15 protein-coding genes are annotated in these 17275 nt (G+C 64.3%); 9 read left to right on the top strand and 6 right to left on the bottom strand.

The annotated features are described in order from the left end of the window. Nucleotides 1-15: 15 nt before the first annotated feature. From F3J17_RS08330 to F3J17_RS08340, 3 genes are all read left to right on the top strand, one after another. Nucleotides 16-603, top strand: coding sequence for a peptidylprolyl isomerase (locus F3J17_RS08330; RefSeq protein ID WP_167056011.1), 588 nt, complete (start codon nucleotides 16-18; stop codon nucleotides 601-603). Between the two features lie 124 nt (nucleotides 604-727). Next, complete coding sequence (locus F3J17_RS08335) at nucleotides 728-1222, top strand: peptidylprolyl isomerase (protein ID WP_167056014.1); 495 nt, start codon at nucleotides 728-730, stop codon at nucleotides 1220-1222. 87 nt (nucleotides 1223-1309) lie between these two features. Further along, nucleotides 1310-2095: a UDP-2,3-diacylglucosamine diphosphatase gene (locus tag F3J17_RS08340; protein WP_167056641.1), complete on the top strand. Its 786-nt coding sequence runs from the start codon at nucleotides 1310-1312 to the stop codon at nucleotides 2093-2095. Nucleotides 2096-2167: 72 nt separating this feature from the next. On the opposite strand, the gene cysE is transcribed toward F3J17_RS08340, so the two are convergent. Together cysE and F3J17_RS08350 are read right to left on the bottom strand one after the other, a co-directional pair. Beyond that, the gene (gene cysE, locus F3J17_RS08345; protein WP_167056016.1) at nucleotides 2168-2989 is read right to left on the bottom strand and encodes a serine O-acetyltransferase; all 822 of its coding nucleotides are present in this window, start codon (nucleotides 2987-2989) and stop codon (nucleotides 2168-2170) included. 208 nt (nucleotides 2990-3197) lie between these two features. Beyond that, entirely contained in the window at nucleotides 3198-3989 is a 792-nt protein-coding gene (locus F3J17_RS08350) for an RNA methyltransferase (RefSeq protein WP_240160876.1), read from the bottom strand. A gap of 446 nt (nucleotides 3990-4435) precedes the next feature. On the opposite strand from F3J17_RS08350, the gene F3J17_RS08355 reads away from it, so the two are divergent. The 4 genes from F3J17_RS08355 to F3J17_RS08370 all read left to right on the top strand — a co-directional run bounded on the left by F3J17_RS08355 (nucleotide 4436) and on the right by F3J17_RS08370 (nucleotide 10995). Continuing rightward, nucleotides 4436-5245: an inositol monophosphatase family protein gene (locus tag F3J17_RS08355; RefSeq protein WP_167056022.1), complete on the top strand. Its 810-nt coding sequence runs from the start codon at nucleotides 4436-4438 to the stop codon at nucleotides 5243-5245. Nucleotides 5246-5446: 201 nt separating this feature from the next. After that, entirely contained in the window at nucleotides 5447-6745 is a 1299-nt protein-coding gene (gene lplT, locus F3J17_RS08360) for a lysophospholipid transporter LplT (protein ID WP_167056025.1), read from the top strand. Between the two features lie 169 nt (nucleotides 6746-6914). Continuing rightward, complete coding sequence (gene mutS / locus F3J17_RS08365) at nucleotides 6915-9611, top strand: DNA mismatch repair protein MutS (protein ID WP_167056028.1); 2697 nt, start codon at nucleotides 6915-6917, stop codon at nucleotides 9609-9611. 67 nt (nucleotides 9612-9678) lie between these two features. Continuing rightward, nucleotides 9679-10995: a hypothetical protein gene (locus F3J17_RS08370; RefSeq protein WP_167056031.1), complete on the top strand. Its 1317-nt coding sequence runs from the start codon at nucleotides 9679-9681 to the stop codon at nucleotides 10993-10995. 88 nt (nucleotides 10996-11083) lie between these two features. Here the strand turns inward: F3J17_RS08370 and F3J17_RS08375 are convergent, their stop codons facing one another. Continuing rightward, nucleotides 11084-11629: a peptidylprolyl isomerase gene (locus F3J17_RS08375; RefSeq protein WP_167056033.1), complete on the bottom strand. Its 546-nt coding sequence runs from the start codon at nucleotides 11627-11629 to the stop codon at nucleotides 11084-11086. 32 nt (nucleotides 11630-11661) lie between these two features. Here F3J17_RS08375 and F3J17_RS08380 point away from each other — a divergent pair, with 32 nt between their 5' ends. After that, complete coding sequence (locus F3J17_RS08380) at nucleotides 11662-12897, top strand: cupin domain-containing protein (protein ID WP_167056644.1); 1236 nt, start codon at nucleotides 11662-11664, stop codon at nucleotides 12895-12897. 232 nt (nucleotides 12898-13129) lie between these two features. Next, nucleotides 13130-13405 carry a hypothetical protein gene (locus tag F3J17_RS08385; RefSeq protein ID WP_084161696.1) on the top strand — a complete coding sequence of 92 codons (276 nt, stop codon included), beginning with the start codon at nucleotides 13130-13132 and terminating at the stop codon, nucleotides 13403-13405. A gap of 220 nt (nucleotides 13406-13625) precedes the next feature. Here the strand turns inward: F3J17_RS08385 and F3J17_RS08390 are convergent, their stop codons facing one another. The 3 genes from F3J17_RS08390 to F3J17_RS08400 all read right to left on the bottom strand — a co-directional run bounded on the left by F3J17_RS08390 (nucleotide 13626) and on the right by F3J17_RS08400 (nucleotide 17138). After that, a complete protein-coding gene (locus F3J17_RS08390; protein WP_167056035.1) occupies nucleotides 13626-15893 on the bottom strand; it encodes an ATP-dependent DNA helicase in 2268 nt (755 codons plus the stop codon). A gap of 75 nt (nucleotides 15894-15968) precedes the next feature. Further along, entirely contained in the window at nucleotides 15969-16202 is a 234-nt protein-coding gene (locus F3J17_RS08395; RefSeq protein ID WP_027814891.1) for a DUF465 domain-containing protein, read from the bottom strand. A 102-nt stretch (nucleotides 16203-16304) separates the two neighbouring features. Continuing rightward, nucleotides 16305-17138: a colicin transporter gene (locus F3J17_RS08400; RefSeq protein ID WP_345891152.1), complete on the bottom strand. Its 834-nt coding sequence runs from the start codon at nucleotides 17136-17138 to the stop codon at nucleotides 16305-16307. Between the last annotated feature and the right edge of the window lie 137 nt (nucleotides 17139-17275).

A 17275-nucleotide genomic window follows, 5' to 3' on the forward strand; every position in this document is an offset into this window, starting at 1 on the left:
CTTCCGAGGATACAAATGAAATGGTTGATGTTGGCGCTCGGCAGCGCCGCCCTGATCGCGAACGCGCCCGCTTTCGCGCAGTCGGCTCCGCAAGGCCAGGCCGCGCATCCGCAGGTGCTGCTCAAGACCAGTGAAGGCGACATTCGCGTCGAGCTCTACCCCGAGAAAGCGCCGAAGACCGTCGACAATTTCCTCCAGTACGTGAAGTCCGGCCAGTACAACGGCACGATCTTCCATCGCGTGATTCGCGGCTTTATGATCCAGGGCGGCGGCTACACCACGAGCTTCGTCGAGAAGCCCACACGTGCGCCGATTCCGCTGGAAAGCAAGAACGGCCTGAAGAATCAGGCCGGCGCGCTGGCGATGGCGCGCACGAGCGACCCGAATTCCGCAACCGCGCAGTTTTTCATCAACACGGTGGATAACGCCAACCTCGACTATCCGAATCCGGATGGCAACGGTTACGCGGTGTTCGGCAAGGTCACGCAGGGCATGGACGTCGTGAAGAAGATCGAAGCGGCGCCCACCACCTCGCGCGGCCCGATGTCCGATGTGCCGCAAAAGGAAATCGTGATCCAGTCGGCCACGCTGGTCGGCAAGTAATCAGCGCCCTATAACTCCCTCATTCTCCGCGCGGCGCGGCACCGGTACACGCGAAGGCATACGTCCCGCCTCGTACCGGCACTGCGCCGCCCCACTCCCCCAGCCACAGGCAAAGGATTCCATCATGGTCGAACTGCATACGAACCACGGCGTCATCAAGCTCGAACTCGACGCCGAAAAAGCGCCGAAGACGGTCGCCAACTTCCTCGAGTACGTCAAGAGCGGCCACTACGACGGCACGGTGTTCCACCGCGTCATCGACGGCTTCATGATCCAGGGCGGCGGTTTCGAAGCCGGCATGAAGCAAAAGCCGACGAACGCAACGATCGAAAACGAAGCCAACAACGGCCTGAAGAACGTGCGCGGCTCGATCGCCATGGCACGCACGAATGACCCGCACTCGGCATCGGCACAGTTCTTCATCAACGTCGCCGACAACGACTTCCTGAACCACTCGTCGCCGACGCCGCAAGGCTGGGGCTACGCGGTGTTCGGCAAGGTCGTCGACGGTCTGGACGTGGTCGAGAAGATCAAGTCGGTCAAGACGGGCTCGAAGGGCTTCCATCAGGACGTGCCGGTTGACGACGTCGTGATCGAAAAGGCTGTCGTCGTCGAGTAATCGCGGCACACGCTTGAATCAACAGCTTGAATTAACGTAACGGCGCACGCTTCATCGATGCTGCAGGAAAAGACACGGGGATTGGGGATGGCCGCCGCGGGCGTGCCCGGCGAGGGCAAACGTCCGCACGCGGCGCGTCCCTTCCTGTTCATTTCCGACCTGCATTTGAGCGAAGCGATTCCGCGCACGGTCGCCGCGTTCGAACACTTCATCCGGGTCACGGCCGATCAGGCCGACTCGGTGTTCATACTCGGCGACCTCTTCGAATACTGGATCGGCGACGACATGCTCGTCGAACCGTTTGTCGCGCGCATGGCCGCGCTGATGCATACGCTTTCCGAGCGCGGCATCGCGCTCTACATCATGCACGGCAACCGCGACTTCCTGATGGGCAAGCGCTTCATGAAAGCCGCGGGTGCAATCTGGCTGCCCGACCCCATCGCCATCACCGCATTCGGTACGCGCATTGCGCTCGCGCACGGCGACGCGCTGTGCACCGACGATCGCGGCTATCAACTATTTCGCAAGCTCGCGCGCAACCGGCTCGCGCAAATGCTGTTTCTGGCGTGGCCGTTTCGCTGGCGCCGGGCGCTGGCCGAGCGCATGCGCCGCAAGAGCGAAGCCGGGCGCGAACGTCCCGTTTCGCCTCACGACGCGAAATACGACGTCACGGCCAAAGGCGTCGCTGCGCTCTTCAAACGCGCGCGCGCAAACATGATCATTCACGGGCACACGCACCGGCCTGCGCGTCACGCGGAACCCGGCGGCACGCGATGGGTGCTGCCAGACTGGGAACTGGACCACGGATCACCGCCGCGCGGAGGTTATCTGCGCGTGGATGCGGAAGGGTTCAGGATGTTGCCGCTCGATTGAGCAAGGGTTCTGGCACTCTTGAAATGAAAACAGCCGCTTTAAGCGGCTGTTATTTCTTGATTGCAGTGCATATCAGACTTGCGCTGAAGTGGGCTCCTCCGCCTTCACCGCTTCCTGCGCCACCGCCCCGCCCTCCAGCCCCGCCGACAACCGGCGCAACTCCACGAGCGCGGCATCCGCGCCATGCAGCGCTTCGAGGCGCGCGCCCAGACGTTCGAGCGCGGCGACAACCGAATCCACGCGCTGCGTCTGCGTCGCGGCGTGATCGATCAGGCCATGAATCGCGAGAGAAACGGGATCGTCTGCGTTCGGCGTGATGCCATACGCGCAAAAGCCTTCGCGCGCGGACGCCGGCTTCGCCTGCGCCGGTTCGCTCTTCGCCGGTGCAATGATCCGCGCCGGATTGCCGACAGCCGTGCCGCCAGCCGGAACCGGCTTGACCACCACGGCGTTCGAGCCGATCTTCGCCTGCGCGCCCACCGTGAATCCGCCCAGCACCTTCGCGCCCGCACCGACGATCACGCCCGGCCCGAGTGTCGGGTGCCGCTTCGCGCCGCGCGTCAGCGAGGTGCCGCCGAGTGTCACGCCTTGATAGATGGTGCAATCGTCGCCGACTTCAGCCGTCTCGCCGATCACCACGCCCATGCCGTGGTCGATAAACACACGCCGGCCGATGGTCGCGCCAGGATGGATTTCGATACCGGTCAGAAAGCGCGCAAGCTGCGAGATGTAGCGCGCAAGCCAGCGGCGTTTGGCCCGCCAGCAGGCGTGCGCGAAGCGATGCAGGACGAGCGCATGCAGACCCGGATAACAGGTCAGGACTTCCCAGGCGCTGCGAGCGGCGGGATCGCGCTCACGGATCGTGGCGATGTCTTCGCGAAGTCTCTTGAACATGGCTGTCACACGCTGGACGTGGGGAACATGGGGATGGCACGGCCGCGCGTCGCGGAGGCTAGTCCGACGCGCGGCGCGGCTTCGTACACGGCCTTAGCAGCCATGCCGATTTGCTTATGATGTGCAACCGATTGTAGGCGAAAGGCGTGCGGCGGCCGGGAAGCCCCCGCCGACAGCAAGGTTGGACGCCGCGTGGCGTCGGTGCGCCCTATTTGCCGCTATCCGTGCCCTTGAGCATCAGGATGTGTTTGGCGATGCCGCGCACGATATTGACCTCTTCGCGCTCAAGCCCCGAGCGCGCGAAGAGCCGCCGCAGTCGAGACATCAGCTTCTTCGGATTGGCCGGATCGAGAAAATCGAGCGCGATCAGCGCGTTTTCGAGGTGCACGTACATGCGCTCGATATCGTCGCTGGTGGCGAGCGGCGTGCCCGTGCCGGGCGCGCCAGATACGGCAGACCCGGCGGCGGGCAGAGCCGTACCGGCGCCGCTCCCGTCCAGATACGCCATGCGCAACTCGTACGCGAGCACCTGCACCGCCTGGGCGAGATTGAGCGAGCTATAGGCCGGATTGGCCGGAATATGCGCGAGCGCGCTGCAACGCTCGACATCCTCGTTCGAGAGACCCGTGCGCTCGTTGCCGAATACCAGCGCGATTTCGCCGTGAGCCGCGACCTGGCGGCAGGCGTCCTGCACCGCATGGCGCGGCGCGGCGGGCGGCGGCCCGTATTCGCGCGTGCGCGCCGTGAGCGCCAGCGACCATTGCGTGCCTGCCAGCGCGTCGGCGAGGGTTGGGACGATGTGGACGGCGGCGAGCACGTCGTCGGCGCCGCTGGCCATGGCGATCGCTTCGGGATCGAGTTGGACCTGCGGCACGCGCGGCGCGACCAGCACCAGCCGCGAGAAACCCATGGTCTTGATCGCGCGCGCCGCCGCGCCGACGTTGCCGGGATGGCTCGGCTCGACCAGCACGAAGCGCGTGGAAGTGAAACCGCCGCGCAGCGGTTCGTGGGCGTCCGAGGAATGATCGGCGTGGGCGGCGTGGGAGGGATCGGAATCGGGGAGCTGCACCAAGATGAATCTCGAAGAACGGCGGATAGAAAGGCGTATGTTATCGCGCCTTGCATCCAAGGCCTATCCGGTCCGCCGGCAAGGCCGCGGCGACTGGCTTGCCCGCTTTCCCGATCGCCGTCAGCCCAGAAGCCCAAGACTCGGGTAAAATGCGAGGTTCGCGCGCGTTTTGTCGTCCCGTTTTGGGCCGATATCTGGCCAATATGGCCGCCGCGCCCCGCTCTTATCCAATTCGTCTCCGTTGGCGGGACAGGACCGCTTAGGCCGCGTAGCTCAAACGCGCGGCTTGCGCCCTGTCCAATCGTTAGACGCTTTTATCTTCGGCACCCCCGTGCGCCGCGCCGTCCGCGCGCGCCGGACAACAAGGATCCAGGCTCATGCATCCCATGCTCAACATCGCTGTCAAGGCCGCACGCCGCGCCGGACAGATCATCAACCGCGCGTCGCTCGATCTCGACCTCGTGCAGGTCGCGAAGAAGCAGCACAACGATTTCGTCACGGAGGTCGACAAGGCCGCCGAAGCCGCCATCATCGAGACGCTCAAGACCGCTTACCCGGATCACGCGATCCTCGCCGAAGAATCCGGCGAATCGGACAACGAGTCGGAATACCAGTGGATCATCGATCCGCTCGACGGCACCACCAACTTCATCCACGGCTTCCAGTACTACTGCGTGTCGATCGCGCTGGTGCACAAGGGCGTCATCACGCAGGCCGTCGTCTATGACCCGACCCGCAACGACCTGTTCACCGCCTCGCGCGGCCGTGGCGCGTTCCTGAACGACCGCCGTATCCGCGTCGGCCGCCGCGACCGTCTGGCCGACGGCCTGATCGGCACGGGCTTCCCGTTCCGCGAAAAGGACGGTCTGGACAGCTACTGCGAACTGTTCGCCGACATGACCAACGCCTGCGCCGGCCTGCGCCGCCCGGGCGCTGCCGCACTCGATCTGGCGAACGTCGCCGCGGGCCGCATGGACGGTTTCTTCGAACAGGGCCTCAACCCGTGGGACGTCGCCGCAGGCGCACTGCTCATCACGGAAGCCGGTGGTCTGGTCGGTAACTACACGGGCGATTCGGACTTCCTGCACATGGGCGAAGTGGTCGCCGGCAACCCGAAGATCTACGCGCAGATGGTGCCGATCCTCTCGAAGTACACGCGCGTGAAGAAGGAAACGAAGGAAGCCTGAGTTCAGGCCCGCGTTCAGACCTGACAAGGCGGCCCCGCTGCAGCGCGCGGCCGCCCATGTCACAATCGCCGGGAGCGTGGCGGATGTCGCAGCCCGCCCCGATGCGTCAAGCGGCTTCGGCCGCTTTTTTGTTTCGCGCGCCGATTTCACCGCTTGCTCCCGTCGCGCGACTTGCCCGATCCACCCCTCGGTCCATCCGCGATGAAAAAAGGCTTTTATACGATCATCGCCGCGCAGTTCGTTTCGTCGCTCGCCGACAACGCGCTCCTGATTGCGGCAATCGCGCTGCTCACGGTGATTTCTTCACCGGCCTGGGTCACGCCGCTGCTGCAGATCTTCTTCACGGTTTCCTACGTACTGCTCGCACCCTTCGTCGGCGCCTTCGCGGACGCGCTGCAAAAGCGCCACGTCATGTTCGTCTCGAACGCGCTCAAGGCCATCGGCTGCCTGATGATGATCGCGGGCGTACATCCGATGCTGGCCTATGGTGTAGTGGGTTTCGGCGCGGCGGCCTATTCGCCGGCAAAGTACGGAATCCTCACTGAATTGCTACCCGCCGAAAAACTCGTGGCCGCCAATGCGTGGCTCGAATCGGCGACGGTGCTCTCCACGATCGTCGGCACGATGATGGGCGGCGCGCTCGTCTCGACCTACGCCGAGCGCTTCGTCACGCATCATCCGATGCCGCTGATCCATTCGGCCGCCGACCTCGCGATGCTCGCCACGATGATCACCTATGCCATCGCCGCGCTCATCAACATCGGCATTCCGGATACGGGCGCGCGCTACGAAAACCGCCTCAAGCAACCGGGCCGGCTGGTCTCCGATTTCACGCATTGCTTCAACGTGCTGTGGGCCGACAAGCTCGCGCAGATCGCGCTTTGGGTCACGACGCTGATGTGGGGCGCGGCGGTGACGCTGCAATTGCTGGTGCTCAAATGGGCCGACGCGAATCTCGGCCTCTCGCTTTCGAAGGCGGCCGTGATGCAAGGCGTGACGGGACTGGGCATTGCGCTGGGCGCGGCGGGCGCCGCCGCGTGGGTGTCGCTACGCGCTTCGCTGCGCGTGTTGCCGGTGGGCGTGCTGTGCGGCGTGGTGTCCGTGGCGATGGCGTTCTACAGCAAGAACCTCTTTCCGGCGGGCGAAGGCGTGCGATTCGGCACCTTCATCATGCCCTTCTATCTGCTGTTCGCGTACCCGTTGATGATTCTGCTCGGCACACTCGCGGGCTTTTTCATCGTGCCGATGAACGCCTTGCTTCAGCATCGTGGCGCGACCCTGCTTTCGGCGGGACACTCGATCGCCGTACAGAACTTCAACCAGAACCTCGCCGTGCTGCTGATGCTTGGCGCCTATGCGCTGCTGCTGACCGCGAAAATGCCGGTGCAATGGATCATCGTCGTGTTCGGGATTTTCGTTTCCGGAATGATCTGGCTCGCCATGCGGCGCAGTGCGGCAAACGCCCGCACGGTCGATCTGCAGGCGCTGGTCGACGAGTAAGCCTCGCGCGCCTGCTCCACTCCAGCCTCCTGGCCGCAATCTCCGTCAATCTGGCGCGCATTCCTATGCTATCCGGCAAGGATTTGCGCGCTGCCTGGCCATCCGGCCAGGTTCACGCGCCCCCGGCGCGGGTTACACTCACGCCCTGAACCTTAGCAAGACTCCGAGGATGGCTACACACACCGCCAGCGCCGGCGACATCGCGCAACACACCCCCATGATGCAGCAATACCTGCGCATCAAAGCCGAGCATCCGGACACCCTCGTGTTCTACCGGATGGGCGACTTCTATGAACTGTTTTTCGGCGATGCCGAGAAAGCTGCGCGCCTGCTCGATCTGACACTCACGCAACGCGGCGCATCGGCCGGCACCCCGATCAAGATGGCGGGCATTCCCCATCACGCGTGCGAAGGCTATCTCGCCAAGCTCGTCAAGCTGGGCGAATCGGTGGCGATCTGCGAACAGATCGGCGATCCGGCCACTTCGAAAGGCCCGGTCGAGCGCAAGGTCGTGCGCGTGGTCACACCCGGCACGCTTACCGACGCCGCCCTGCTGTCGGACAAGAACGACGTCTACCTCATGGCGGTCTGCCCCGGTCACAACCGGCGCGGCGTGACCGTCAACGTGGGCCTCGCCTGGCTCAATCTGGCGAGCGGCGCGCTGCGTCTGGCCGAAGTCGCGCCCGAACAGGTCGCCACGGCTTTCGAGCGCATCCGTCCCGCTGAAGTGCTGGTCGCGGACATGCCCTCGGAATCGTCCGGCTGGGCGCCGCCTGCGGGCGTGGGTGCGCTCACGCGCGTGCCCGCCTGGCACTTCGATCTCGCTTCGGGCAAGCAGCGCCTGTGCGATCAGATGGATGTCGCGAGTCTCGACGGTTTCGGCGCGCAAACGCTGACGAGCGCATGCGGCGCTGCCGGCGCGCTGCTGCTGTATGCGGCGGCCACGCAAGGCCAGCAGTTGCGCCACGTGCGCAGCCTGAAGGTGGAGGCGGAAACCGAATACATCGGCCTCGACCCCGCCACGCGCCGCAATCTCGAACTCACCGAAACGCTGCGCGGCACTGAATCGCCCACGCTCTGCTCGCTGCTCGATACCTGCAGCACGACCATGGGCAGCCGCCTGCTGCGTCACTGGCTGCATCATCCGCCGCGCGACGCGGGCATCGCGCAGACGCGTCAGCAGGCCATCGGCGCGCTGCTCGATGCACCGCCGCCGGCAAGCGTCGATGCACTGCGCGGCGCGCTGCGTCAGATCGCCGACGTCGAGCGCATTACCGGCCGTCTCGCGCTGCTGTCGGCGCGTCCGCGCGATCTGTCGAGCCTGCGCGATACCTTTGCAGCACTGCCCGCACTGCGCGAGCAGGTGGCGGCAGCGGGTGGCGCATCGGCGTCGCTGGCGCGCATCGTCGATGCACTGGAGCCGCCCGCCGGATGCGCGGATCTGTTGCAACGCGCGGTCGCGCCCGAACCCGCCGCGATGATCCGCGACGGCGGCGTGATCGCACGCGGCTATGACGCGGAGCTCGACGAACTGCGCGACATGTCGGAAAACTGCGGCCAGTTCCTGATCGATCTGGAAGCACGCGAACGCGCGCGTACCGGCATCGGCAATCTGCGCGTCGAATACAACAAGGTGCATGGCTTCTATATCGAAGTCACGCGCGGCCAGACCGACAAGGTGCCCGACGACTATCGTCGCCGTCAGACGCTCAAGAACGCGGAACGCTACATCACGCCCGAGCTGAAGGCCTTCGAGGACAAGGCGCTCTCCGCGCAGGAACGTGCGCTCGCGCGCGAGAAGGGTCTCTACGACGCGCTGCTTCAGGCGCTCCTGCCGTTCATCGCCGATTGCCAGCGCGTGGCCGCGGCGCTCGCGGAACTCGATCTGCTCGCTGCCTTCGCCGAACGTGCGCGCGCGCTCGACTGGAACGCGCCGGAGTTTTCCGAAGCGCCGGGCATCGAGATCGAACAGGGCCGTCATCCGGTGGTCGAGGCGCAGGTCGAGCAGTTCATCGCCAATGACTGCGCCCTTCACGCCGACCGCAAATTGCTGTTGATCACCGGCCCGAACATGGGCGGTAAATCGACCTTCATGCGCCAGACCGCGCTGATCGCCCTGCTCGCTTACGTGGGCAGCTACGTGCCCGCGCGACGTGCGCGCTTCGGCCCGATCGACCGCATCTTCACGCGTATCGGTGCAGCCGACGATCTTGCGGGCGGTCGCTCGACCTTCATGGTCGAAATGACGGAAGCCGCCGCGATTCTCAACGACGCTACGCCGCAAAGCCTCGTGTTGATGGACGAAATCGGGCGCGGCACCTCGACGTTCGACGGTCTCGCGCTGGCCTGGGCAATCGCGCGCCATCTGCTGTCGAGCAACGGCTGCCATACGCTGTTCGCGACGCACTATTTCGAGCTCACGCAACTGCCGGCGGAATTCGCGCAGGCGGCCAACGTGCATCTTTCGGCGGTCGAACATGGGCACGGCATCGTGTTCCTGCATTCGGTCAGCGAAGGCCCGGCGAACCAGAGCTACGGTCTGCAGGTTGCCCTACTCGCGGGCGTGCCGAATGCGGTGATTCGCGCGGCGCGCAAGCATCTGGTGCATCTGGAACAGCTCTCGGCCGGTCAGCCCACACCGCAACTCGATCTGTTCGCCGCGCCGGTGGTGTCGATCGACGAGATGGAAGATCGCGATACGCAGCCCTACGCGGAAGACGCGCCTTCGACGCCCGAAGACGAAGCCGCCGCCCGGGTGGCCGAACGCCTGCGTGCGCTCGACCCGAATGAGCTACGCCCGCGCGAAGCGCTCGACCTCCTGTACGAACTGCATGAGCTGGCCACTGCGCCGGACGCCAAACGCTAAGCGTCGCCTCGCGACGCCGCCGCGGCCATCAACGCATGGCCGCGGCGGCTTTGCTTTGCGCACGTCATTGACTGCGGTTTTGCGCGTGCTCGCGTCGCTGGTTGCGCTGTGCGCGATGGCGACGTCCAGCGTCGCTTTCGCAGCGTCGGCAAAAGCCGCGCAGCCCGCGCAAACACCCGCCTGGCGCTATGCATTCGCCGTCGTGGCCAACGTCGTCACCGAACCCGGCGACGAAACGACGCTGCAACGTCTGATCGACGCCATCGGGCGCGATCCGCAAATCTCCTTCCTCGTCTACGACGGCAACCTCAAAGGCCCGCGCGAGTCGTGCGTCGACCATCTCTACGAGCGTCGTCGCGATCTGCTCGAAGCTTCGCGTGCGCCGGTCGTGTACGTGCCGGGTCAGCGCGACTGGGTCACTTGCGGCACCAGCGGCACGGGCGGCTACGATCCGGTCGAACGTCTCGATTTTCTGCGCCAGAACTTCTACAGCGACGCCAACGCGCTCGGCGAAACGCCGCTCGCCCTCACGCGCGAAAGCGAAGTGTCGCGCTTTCGCCCGTATCGTGAAAACGTGCGCTGGCAGGTGGGCGATACGGTTTTCGTCACGCTCAACGTGCCCAACGGCAACAATCATTTCCTGAACGCGGGCGGACGTAACGGCGAGTTCGAGGACCGCGTGATCGCCAACGGCTTCTGGCTCGAACACGCCGCCGAATTCGCGCGCCGGCGCAACGCGCGCGCCATCGTCATCTTTATGCAGGCCGATGCCCTGCTTGATCGCGACGATCGCTCCGACCGCTTTGCGTGGCTGCGCTTTCATCGCGCACCGCGCGATGGCTATGCGGAATTACGCCGCAGCCTCGTGAAGCTCGCGGACAGTTTTCGCGGCCCGATCATCGTCGTGCATCCGGACGAGGCCAGACTCCCTCGCGGCTTTACGATCGACCAGCCTTTGCGTAATGAAAAAGGAATCAGGATTGCTAACGTAACGCGCGTGGCATTTTCGCTACGCGATCCGCTCACGCAATGGCTGCAGATCGACGCCGACATGGCGCGCGATACGCCGCTGCGTGTGAGCGTGCACGATGTGCCAAAGCACCTGCCGCTACTGCCGCCGCAACAACAGCCCGTGATGCCGGAAATGCCGGAGATTTCGTCGATGCCCGATGTGACGGAGATTCCGGGCATGCAACAGGCGCCCGATCTGAACGCCGCGAGTGCGGCCAGTGGAAGTGGTGAGGGGATGGGAGGAACGGCGGTGCCACCGGCTACGGGTGGCTCGGGTGCATCGCAAACGGTTGCGCCGCCGCGACCGCTAATGCCGCCGCCGTGGATCCAGCAGCAGTTTCAGCAACAAGCGCCTGCTGCACCTTCGAATTGACGGCTAGATAAAGCCTGGGGCCCAGAAAAGAACCCGCTGAAATGAAATGCGCCGGCACCGGGAATCCCGGGCCGGCGCATCGTGTTACTTAGTGCAGGGTCGGCTTCGAATCGGCTTCTTCGCCGTCTTCGTCATCGTCCTCGTCGACGATTTCGAGGCCGTCCGCGCCATGCGCGTGCTCATGCTCGATTTCGTCTTCGGTCGCCTGACGCACTTCCTTGACGGTCAGGTTGAAGCGCAACGCCATACCGGCCAGCGGATGGTTGCCATCGAGCACGACCTTGTCTTCGGCCACGTCCGTCACGGTGTAGATGAGCGAGTCGAGATCCTCGTCGCCCTCTTCCGGCGTGCCTTCGAACTGCATGCCGACTTCGAGCGGTTCCGGGAAACGGCCGCGCGGTTCGATCTTCACGAGTTCCGGATCGTATTCGCCGAAAGCGTCCGTCGGCTCAAGCTGGATCTGGGTCTCGAAGCCCGGCTCCTTGCCGTCCAGCACTTCCTCGATCTTGGGGAACGTGCCATCATAGCCGCCGTGCAGATAGACCATCGGCTCGTCGCTTTCCTCAATCAGATTGCCCTGCGCATCCGATAGCTTGTAAGCGACCGACACGACGGTGTCCTTTGCGATTTTCATTCGATTCTCCAGATTACAGACCACATTATACGATGCCCAAGCGGTCCCCTGACCACCCGGAGGACGCCCGCAAGCAGCGCGCCTCCCCTTCCCTGGCATGCCCTTCGCCCGATACGCCCACGCCGCTGCTTGGCGGCCTGAGTCCGGCGCAGTTCATGAAGAAATACTGGCAGAAAAAGCCATTATTGATCCGCCAGGCGATACCCGGCATCGAAGCGCCGCTCTCGCGCGACGAACTCTTCGCGCTGGCCGATAGCGACGATGTCGAGTCGCGTCTCATCACGCATTTCCGCAAACGCTGGGCGCTCGAACACGGCCCCTTCGCCGCCGACGAACTGCCGACGCCGAAAACGCGCCAGTGGACCCTGCTCGTGCAAGGCGCCGACCTTCACGACGATCGCGCCCGCGCGCTGCTCGACCGCTTCCGCTTCGCACCCGACGCGCGTCTGGACGATCTGATGATCTCCTACGCGAGTGACGGAGGCGGCGTAGGGCCGCATTTCGACTCCTACGACGTGTTTCTACTTCAGGTGCACGGCAAGCGGCGCTGGCGCATCGGTGCGCAGCGCGATCTGTCCTTGCGGGAAGGATTGCCGCTCAAGGTGCTTGCGAACTTCGAGCCGGAAGAAGAATGGGTGCTGGAGCCGGGCGACATGCTGTACCTGCCGCCGCATATTGCGCACGACGGCGTGGCCGAAGGCGAGTGCATGACGTGTTCGATCGGCTTTCGTTCGCCTTCCACCGACGAACTCACGAGCCAGTTTCTCTACTGGCTCGCCGAGCGTGGCGCGGACAACACACCGTCGGCCAACCCGACGCTCTACCGCGACCCCGATCAGCCCGCCGTGACTCATCCTGCGCAACTGCCCCCGGCACTTGTGGAGCGCGTCTCGTCAGTGCTTGCTAAAGTGCGCTGGAACGATGCGGATGTATCGTCTTTCGTGGGTTCCTGGCTTTCAGAACCGAAATCCAATGTGGTGTTCGACGCCCCCGAAAAGCCCCTCGACGAGGCCCGTTTTGTTGCGCGCGCCGCGAAAAGCGGGATAAGACTCGACCGCAGGACAATCCTGCTTTACGATGCGCGGTCGTATTACCTGAATGGGGAACAGTACTTGCTCAAAGAGGCAAGGAAGTGGTTGCCGGAACTTGCCGATAACCGCTTGCTGGATGGGAAACGCTTTGTAACACTCTCACACGATTCGAGTGTGACAGTGTCGCTACACGAGTGGTATTGTGCGGGCTGGTTACGACTTGGGGCGCTTGCCTAAGCGCTTCGGGCTGTTATACCGTACTAATATAGTGCTTGTATGAGAAAGACAACGTATTGTCCCCGGATTTGTCGACGGTCGATACGAAAGTGCCTATAATTTCCGCCCAGGCCGTAGGGAAGATTCACGCTCTTGCAGTGCATCTCCACCAGCGGCTCAAGGTCGGTGTTGGGGCACATTACCGGTATTATTTTGCGCTGTTGCTTACCTTTAACCATAAAAGGACGTGATCATGAAGAAATCCCTCCTCGTAGCATCCCTGCTGGCAGCTGTTGCACTGGCTGCATGCAACAAGAGCAGCGACCAAGCTGCTGCGCCGGCTAGCGATGCGACCGCTGCTTCGGCACCGGCTGCTGCTGCTTCGGATTCCGCAGCTGCTGCTTCGGGCGCTGCTGCTGCTGCGAGCGACGCTGCTGCTTCGGCTACGGCTGCTGCTTCGGACGCAACCGCTGCTGCTTCGGACGCTGCTGCTTCGGCTGCTGCTCCGGCATCGGGCGCAAGCCAGTAAGCTGCATTCGCGCCGTGTCCGCGCAGAGCTTCGGCTTTGGTGGGCATCGAAGCGAAACGCCGTGCAGCCTGACGTCATCGTCAGTCGCACGGCGAGCAAGCAAAAAAGCCACGAACGCAAGTTCGTGGCTTTTTTGTTTTCTGCATCGGCACCGCGTTGAGCAAGCGGATGAGTTCATGCGCAGCGCATGTAACCCATCCTTCTCAACTGCAAGCGTGTATTACGCGTCTTCTTGCGCCTCTTGCTCCCCTTCGTTGCCGGAGAAGAAAGCCTGCACCACTTCGATCTCGCGCGTACGTTTGAACGGCGGCAGACTCTGCCAGATGCGTCGGCCATAGGGCTTATCGACAAGACGCGTATCGCAGATCATCAGCACGCCGCGATCGGTTTCCGCGCGAATCAATCGCCCTGCGCCCTGCTTGAGCGTGATGACGGCCTGCGGCAATTGATGAACCGCAAACGGGCTCAAGCCTTTCTTCGTCAGCGCATCGAGTCGCGCGGCCAGCACAGGGTCGTCAGGCGGCGCAAATGGCAGCTTGTCGATCACGACGAGCGACAAGGCGTCACCGCGCACGTCCACGCCCTCCCAGAAGCTCTGGCTGCCCACCAGAATCGCGTTGCCGTAGGCACGGAAGCGCTCCAGCAGTTCAGTGCGGCTCGCGTCGCCCTGCACCAGCAGCGGCGTATTCCAGCCGCGCGATTCGATCGTGTCGCGCAGCCGGTCGGCGATCTTGTTGACCGCACGCAGCGTCGTGCACAGCATGAAGACGCCACCGCCCGATGCCTCGATGGCCGGCAAGGCGGCGTCGAATACGGCATCGGTGAATTGCGGCGACGACGGCTGCGGCATATTGCGCGGCACGTACAGCAGACCTTGTTGCGGATAATCAAACGGACTCGGCAACGTCATCGAGCGGCGCGAACTCAGGCCCATCTGCGCCGCATAGTGCGTGAAATCGCCCTTTACCGAGAGCGTCGCCGACGTGAAGATCCACGTGCGCGGCACACCGGCGCGCTGCTTGGCGAAAATCGGCGCAACCGACAATGGCGTCTCGTGCAACTGCACCGTATGCGAGAAGACCTCGACCCAGCGGACCTTTTCGTCGTCGCCGTATTCGCGGGTTTCTTCGCCCTGCGCATCGCGCTTGCCGTCTGTGGCCTTGACGTCAGTCGCCGGACCCTGCACCGTCCAGCCGTTGAGCACGCCCTGCAGTTCACGCGCGCGACGCAGGCATGCGCCCAGCGATTCCGCCCGCTCAGCCTGACCGGCCAGCGCATTGGCCAGCGTGCCGAGTTCCGTTTGCAGGGTATCGAGCGAATCGAACAGCGGGTGATCTTCGGGCAACTGCGTGATCGACACGCGCAGCGAGTCTTCCTTGAACGCCAGACGCACGTCGCGCGCCGCACGTTCAAGCCCGGCGGCGAGCTTGACCCACTCGACCGCATCGCGCGCGTGGCTCAAACCCTCGGCGACGCTATCGCGCGCGAGTTCGAGGAACTGCGTGGTCGACAGCGTCTCGCCGAAGAACAGCGTGGCCGTTTCGGGCAACTGGTGCGCTTCGTCGAAGATGATGGTGTTGGCGCTCGGCAGCAATTCGGCCATGCCGGTATCGCGCAACATGATGTCGGCGAAGAACAGATGGTGGTTCACCACCACGATGTCGGCCTGCTGCGCTTCGCGGCGCGCCTGCATCACGAAGCAGTCCTTGTAATTGGGACACTCCTGGCCCAGGCAGTTGTCGCGCGTGGAAGTGACCATCGACCACACCGCAGCCGTTTCCGGCACGCTCGCAAGCTCGGCCTTGTCGCCCGAGCGCGTGATCTTCGCAAAGCGGATGATTTCCTGCAGATACGACGTTTCTTGGCGCGACGGCAAGCGCCCGTTATCGGCCGTGCGTTGCAGGTAGTAGTGGCACAGATAGTTCGAGCGCCCCTTGAGCATCGCGATGCTCACCGGCACGGCGAGCGCATCGCGCACCGTAGGAATGTCACGCGCGAAGAGCTGATCCTGGAGGTGCTTGGTGCCCGTGGAGACGATCACCTTCCCGCCCCACAGCATGGCCGGCACAAGGTACGCATAGGTCTTGCCGGTGCCCGTACCCGCTTCGACGATCAGCGTGTTGTCGCCGGATTCGGCGGCAGCGTGAGCGGCTTCTTCGGCCTGCGGCGCGACGGGAACGGGCGCACCGCGCTCGACACGGCGCGCAGGACGCGACTGCAACTCGAACGCGGCCGGTTCGGGCTGGGCCTGGGCGGCGGCTTCCATGGCGGCCGCCACGGCGCGCGCCATTTCGATCTGCGCCGCGCGCGGACGATAGCCATCGATCTCGCGTGCGAGCAGGCCATCGGCGGCAAAGAGGTTTTCGAGTTCGGCGCTGCGGCGCGTGCTCAGGGCGGACGCCGACGCCGCTTGCGCAGGGCGCGCGTCACCGCTGCGCGCGCCATCGTCGCGTGCAGATCCGGATCGGGAAACGGTCGTTGAATTCAAGGCAAGCGGTTCCTGCTCGGTCCTCGGGGCGCGGCCCGATTGCTGCCGCGCCCCGGCGCCTGCCGGGACCGGGAATCAGGCGTGCCCGTTCGAGGTCTTCGGTAAATCGGGGTCCAGCTGCAATTGCAGCAAGAGAATGTTGTCTTTCAGCTTGAGCTTGCGCCTCTTCAGCTTCTGCAGCTCGAGATCGTCGAAGTCCGACGTCTCGCACATCCGCTCGATCACACGGTCGAGATCGCCGTGTTCCGATTCCAGTTGCAGAATGCGGTCACGAAGGACCTCGCTCTTGACTTCACGTTGCTCGCGCATGCTCGCCTCCTCGTCATGAACGGCGTGCGCCTTGCGAAGGGTCGCACGCCTGAGGTTGCTATCTGGCTGAAAAAGCGTGGTGTTACGTGATGTTGCCGGGTACTACTGGCCCTGCTGTTGCTGCTTGAGCTGCTGTTGTTGCTGCTCCTGCTGCTGCTTTTGCTGTTCTTGCTGCTGCTGTGCCTTCTCGGCCGCCTGCTTCTGACGCGCTGCGACGTCAGATGCGTGTTTTGCTGCGTCGGCCTGCTTCTGCTCGAACTTCTGGGCCTTGTCGGCGCGTTCCTGCGCCTTCTGCTGGCCTTCGCGTCGAGCCTGCTCCAGCTGGCTCTGGTAGTCCGACTGCTTCTTGTCGTACTGCGCCTGGTTGGCGTCGCGTTGCGACTGCGCCGCCGCGCCCTGGCGTTGAGCCTGATCAAGCGCGTGCTGCTGCTGCTTCTGCTGGAACGCCTGCTCGTTCGCGGCACGTTGCGGCGCTTCCGCCTGACGCTGCGCCTGATCGAGCGCGTGCTGCTGTTGCTTCTGCTGGAACGCCTGCGCGCTTGCGGCCTCGTTGGCGGCGCGCTGCGGGGCATCCGCCTGGTCGCGCGCGCGCTGCAATGCGGCCTGCTCGTCGCGGCGTCGTGCGTTATCGGCACGCTGCTCTTCGTCGAGCGCCAGTTGCTGGTGGCGGATATCCGCCTGCACCACGCGCATCGCATCGCGCGCCTTGCCCAGACAGTGATTCACGAAAAACGTGTCGTAGCAGTTATGCTGCGCCACGCCGTACTGATAGTTGTTTTCCGCCGTGCGACGATCAAGCACCTTCTGGCGTGCGGCAAAGTCGTTCTGGATCGCCGCGTTGCCTTGAGCATCGGACGCACCGAGCGGCACGAGCGCACCCGATGCCGGGCGCGCACCTTGCGCGCCACCTGCCGTCGCATCGACGCCGGAAACCATCCCAGGGGCTGCTGCCTCCTGCGCAAGGGCCGGAACACTCGCCGTGGCCAGCAAGGCGACGGCACAAGCCGCCGCGCGGGCGGTGGTCCGCCATGCCGCGTCTGCACGCGCATGGGACCTGACAGATACAAAGCGGG

Origin of the sequence: Burkholderia sp. Ax-1719, from assembly GCF_011753055.1 — a bacterium.
GTDB lineage: Bacteria > Pseudomonadota > Gammaproteobacteria > Burkholderiales > Burkholderiaceae > Paraburkholderia.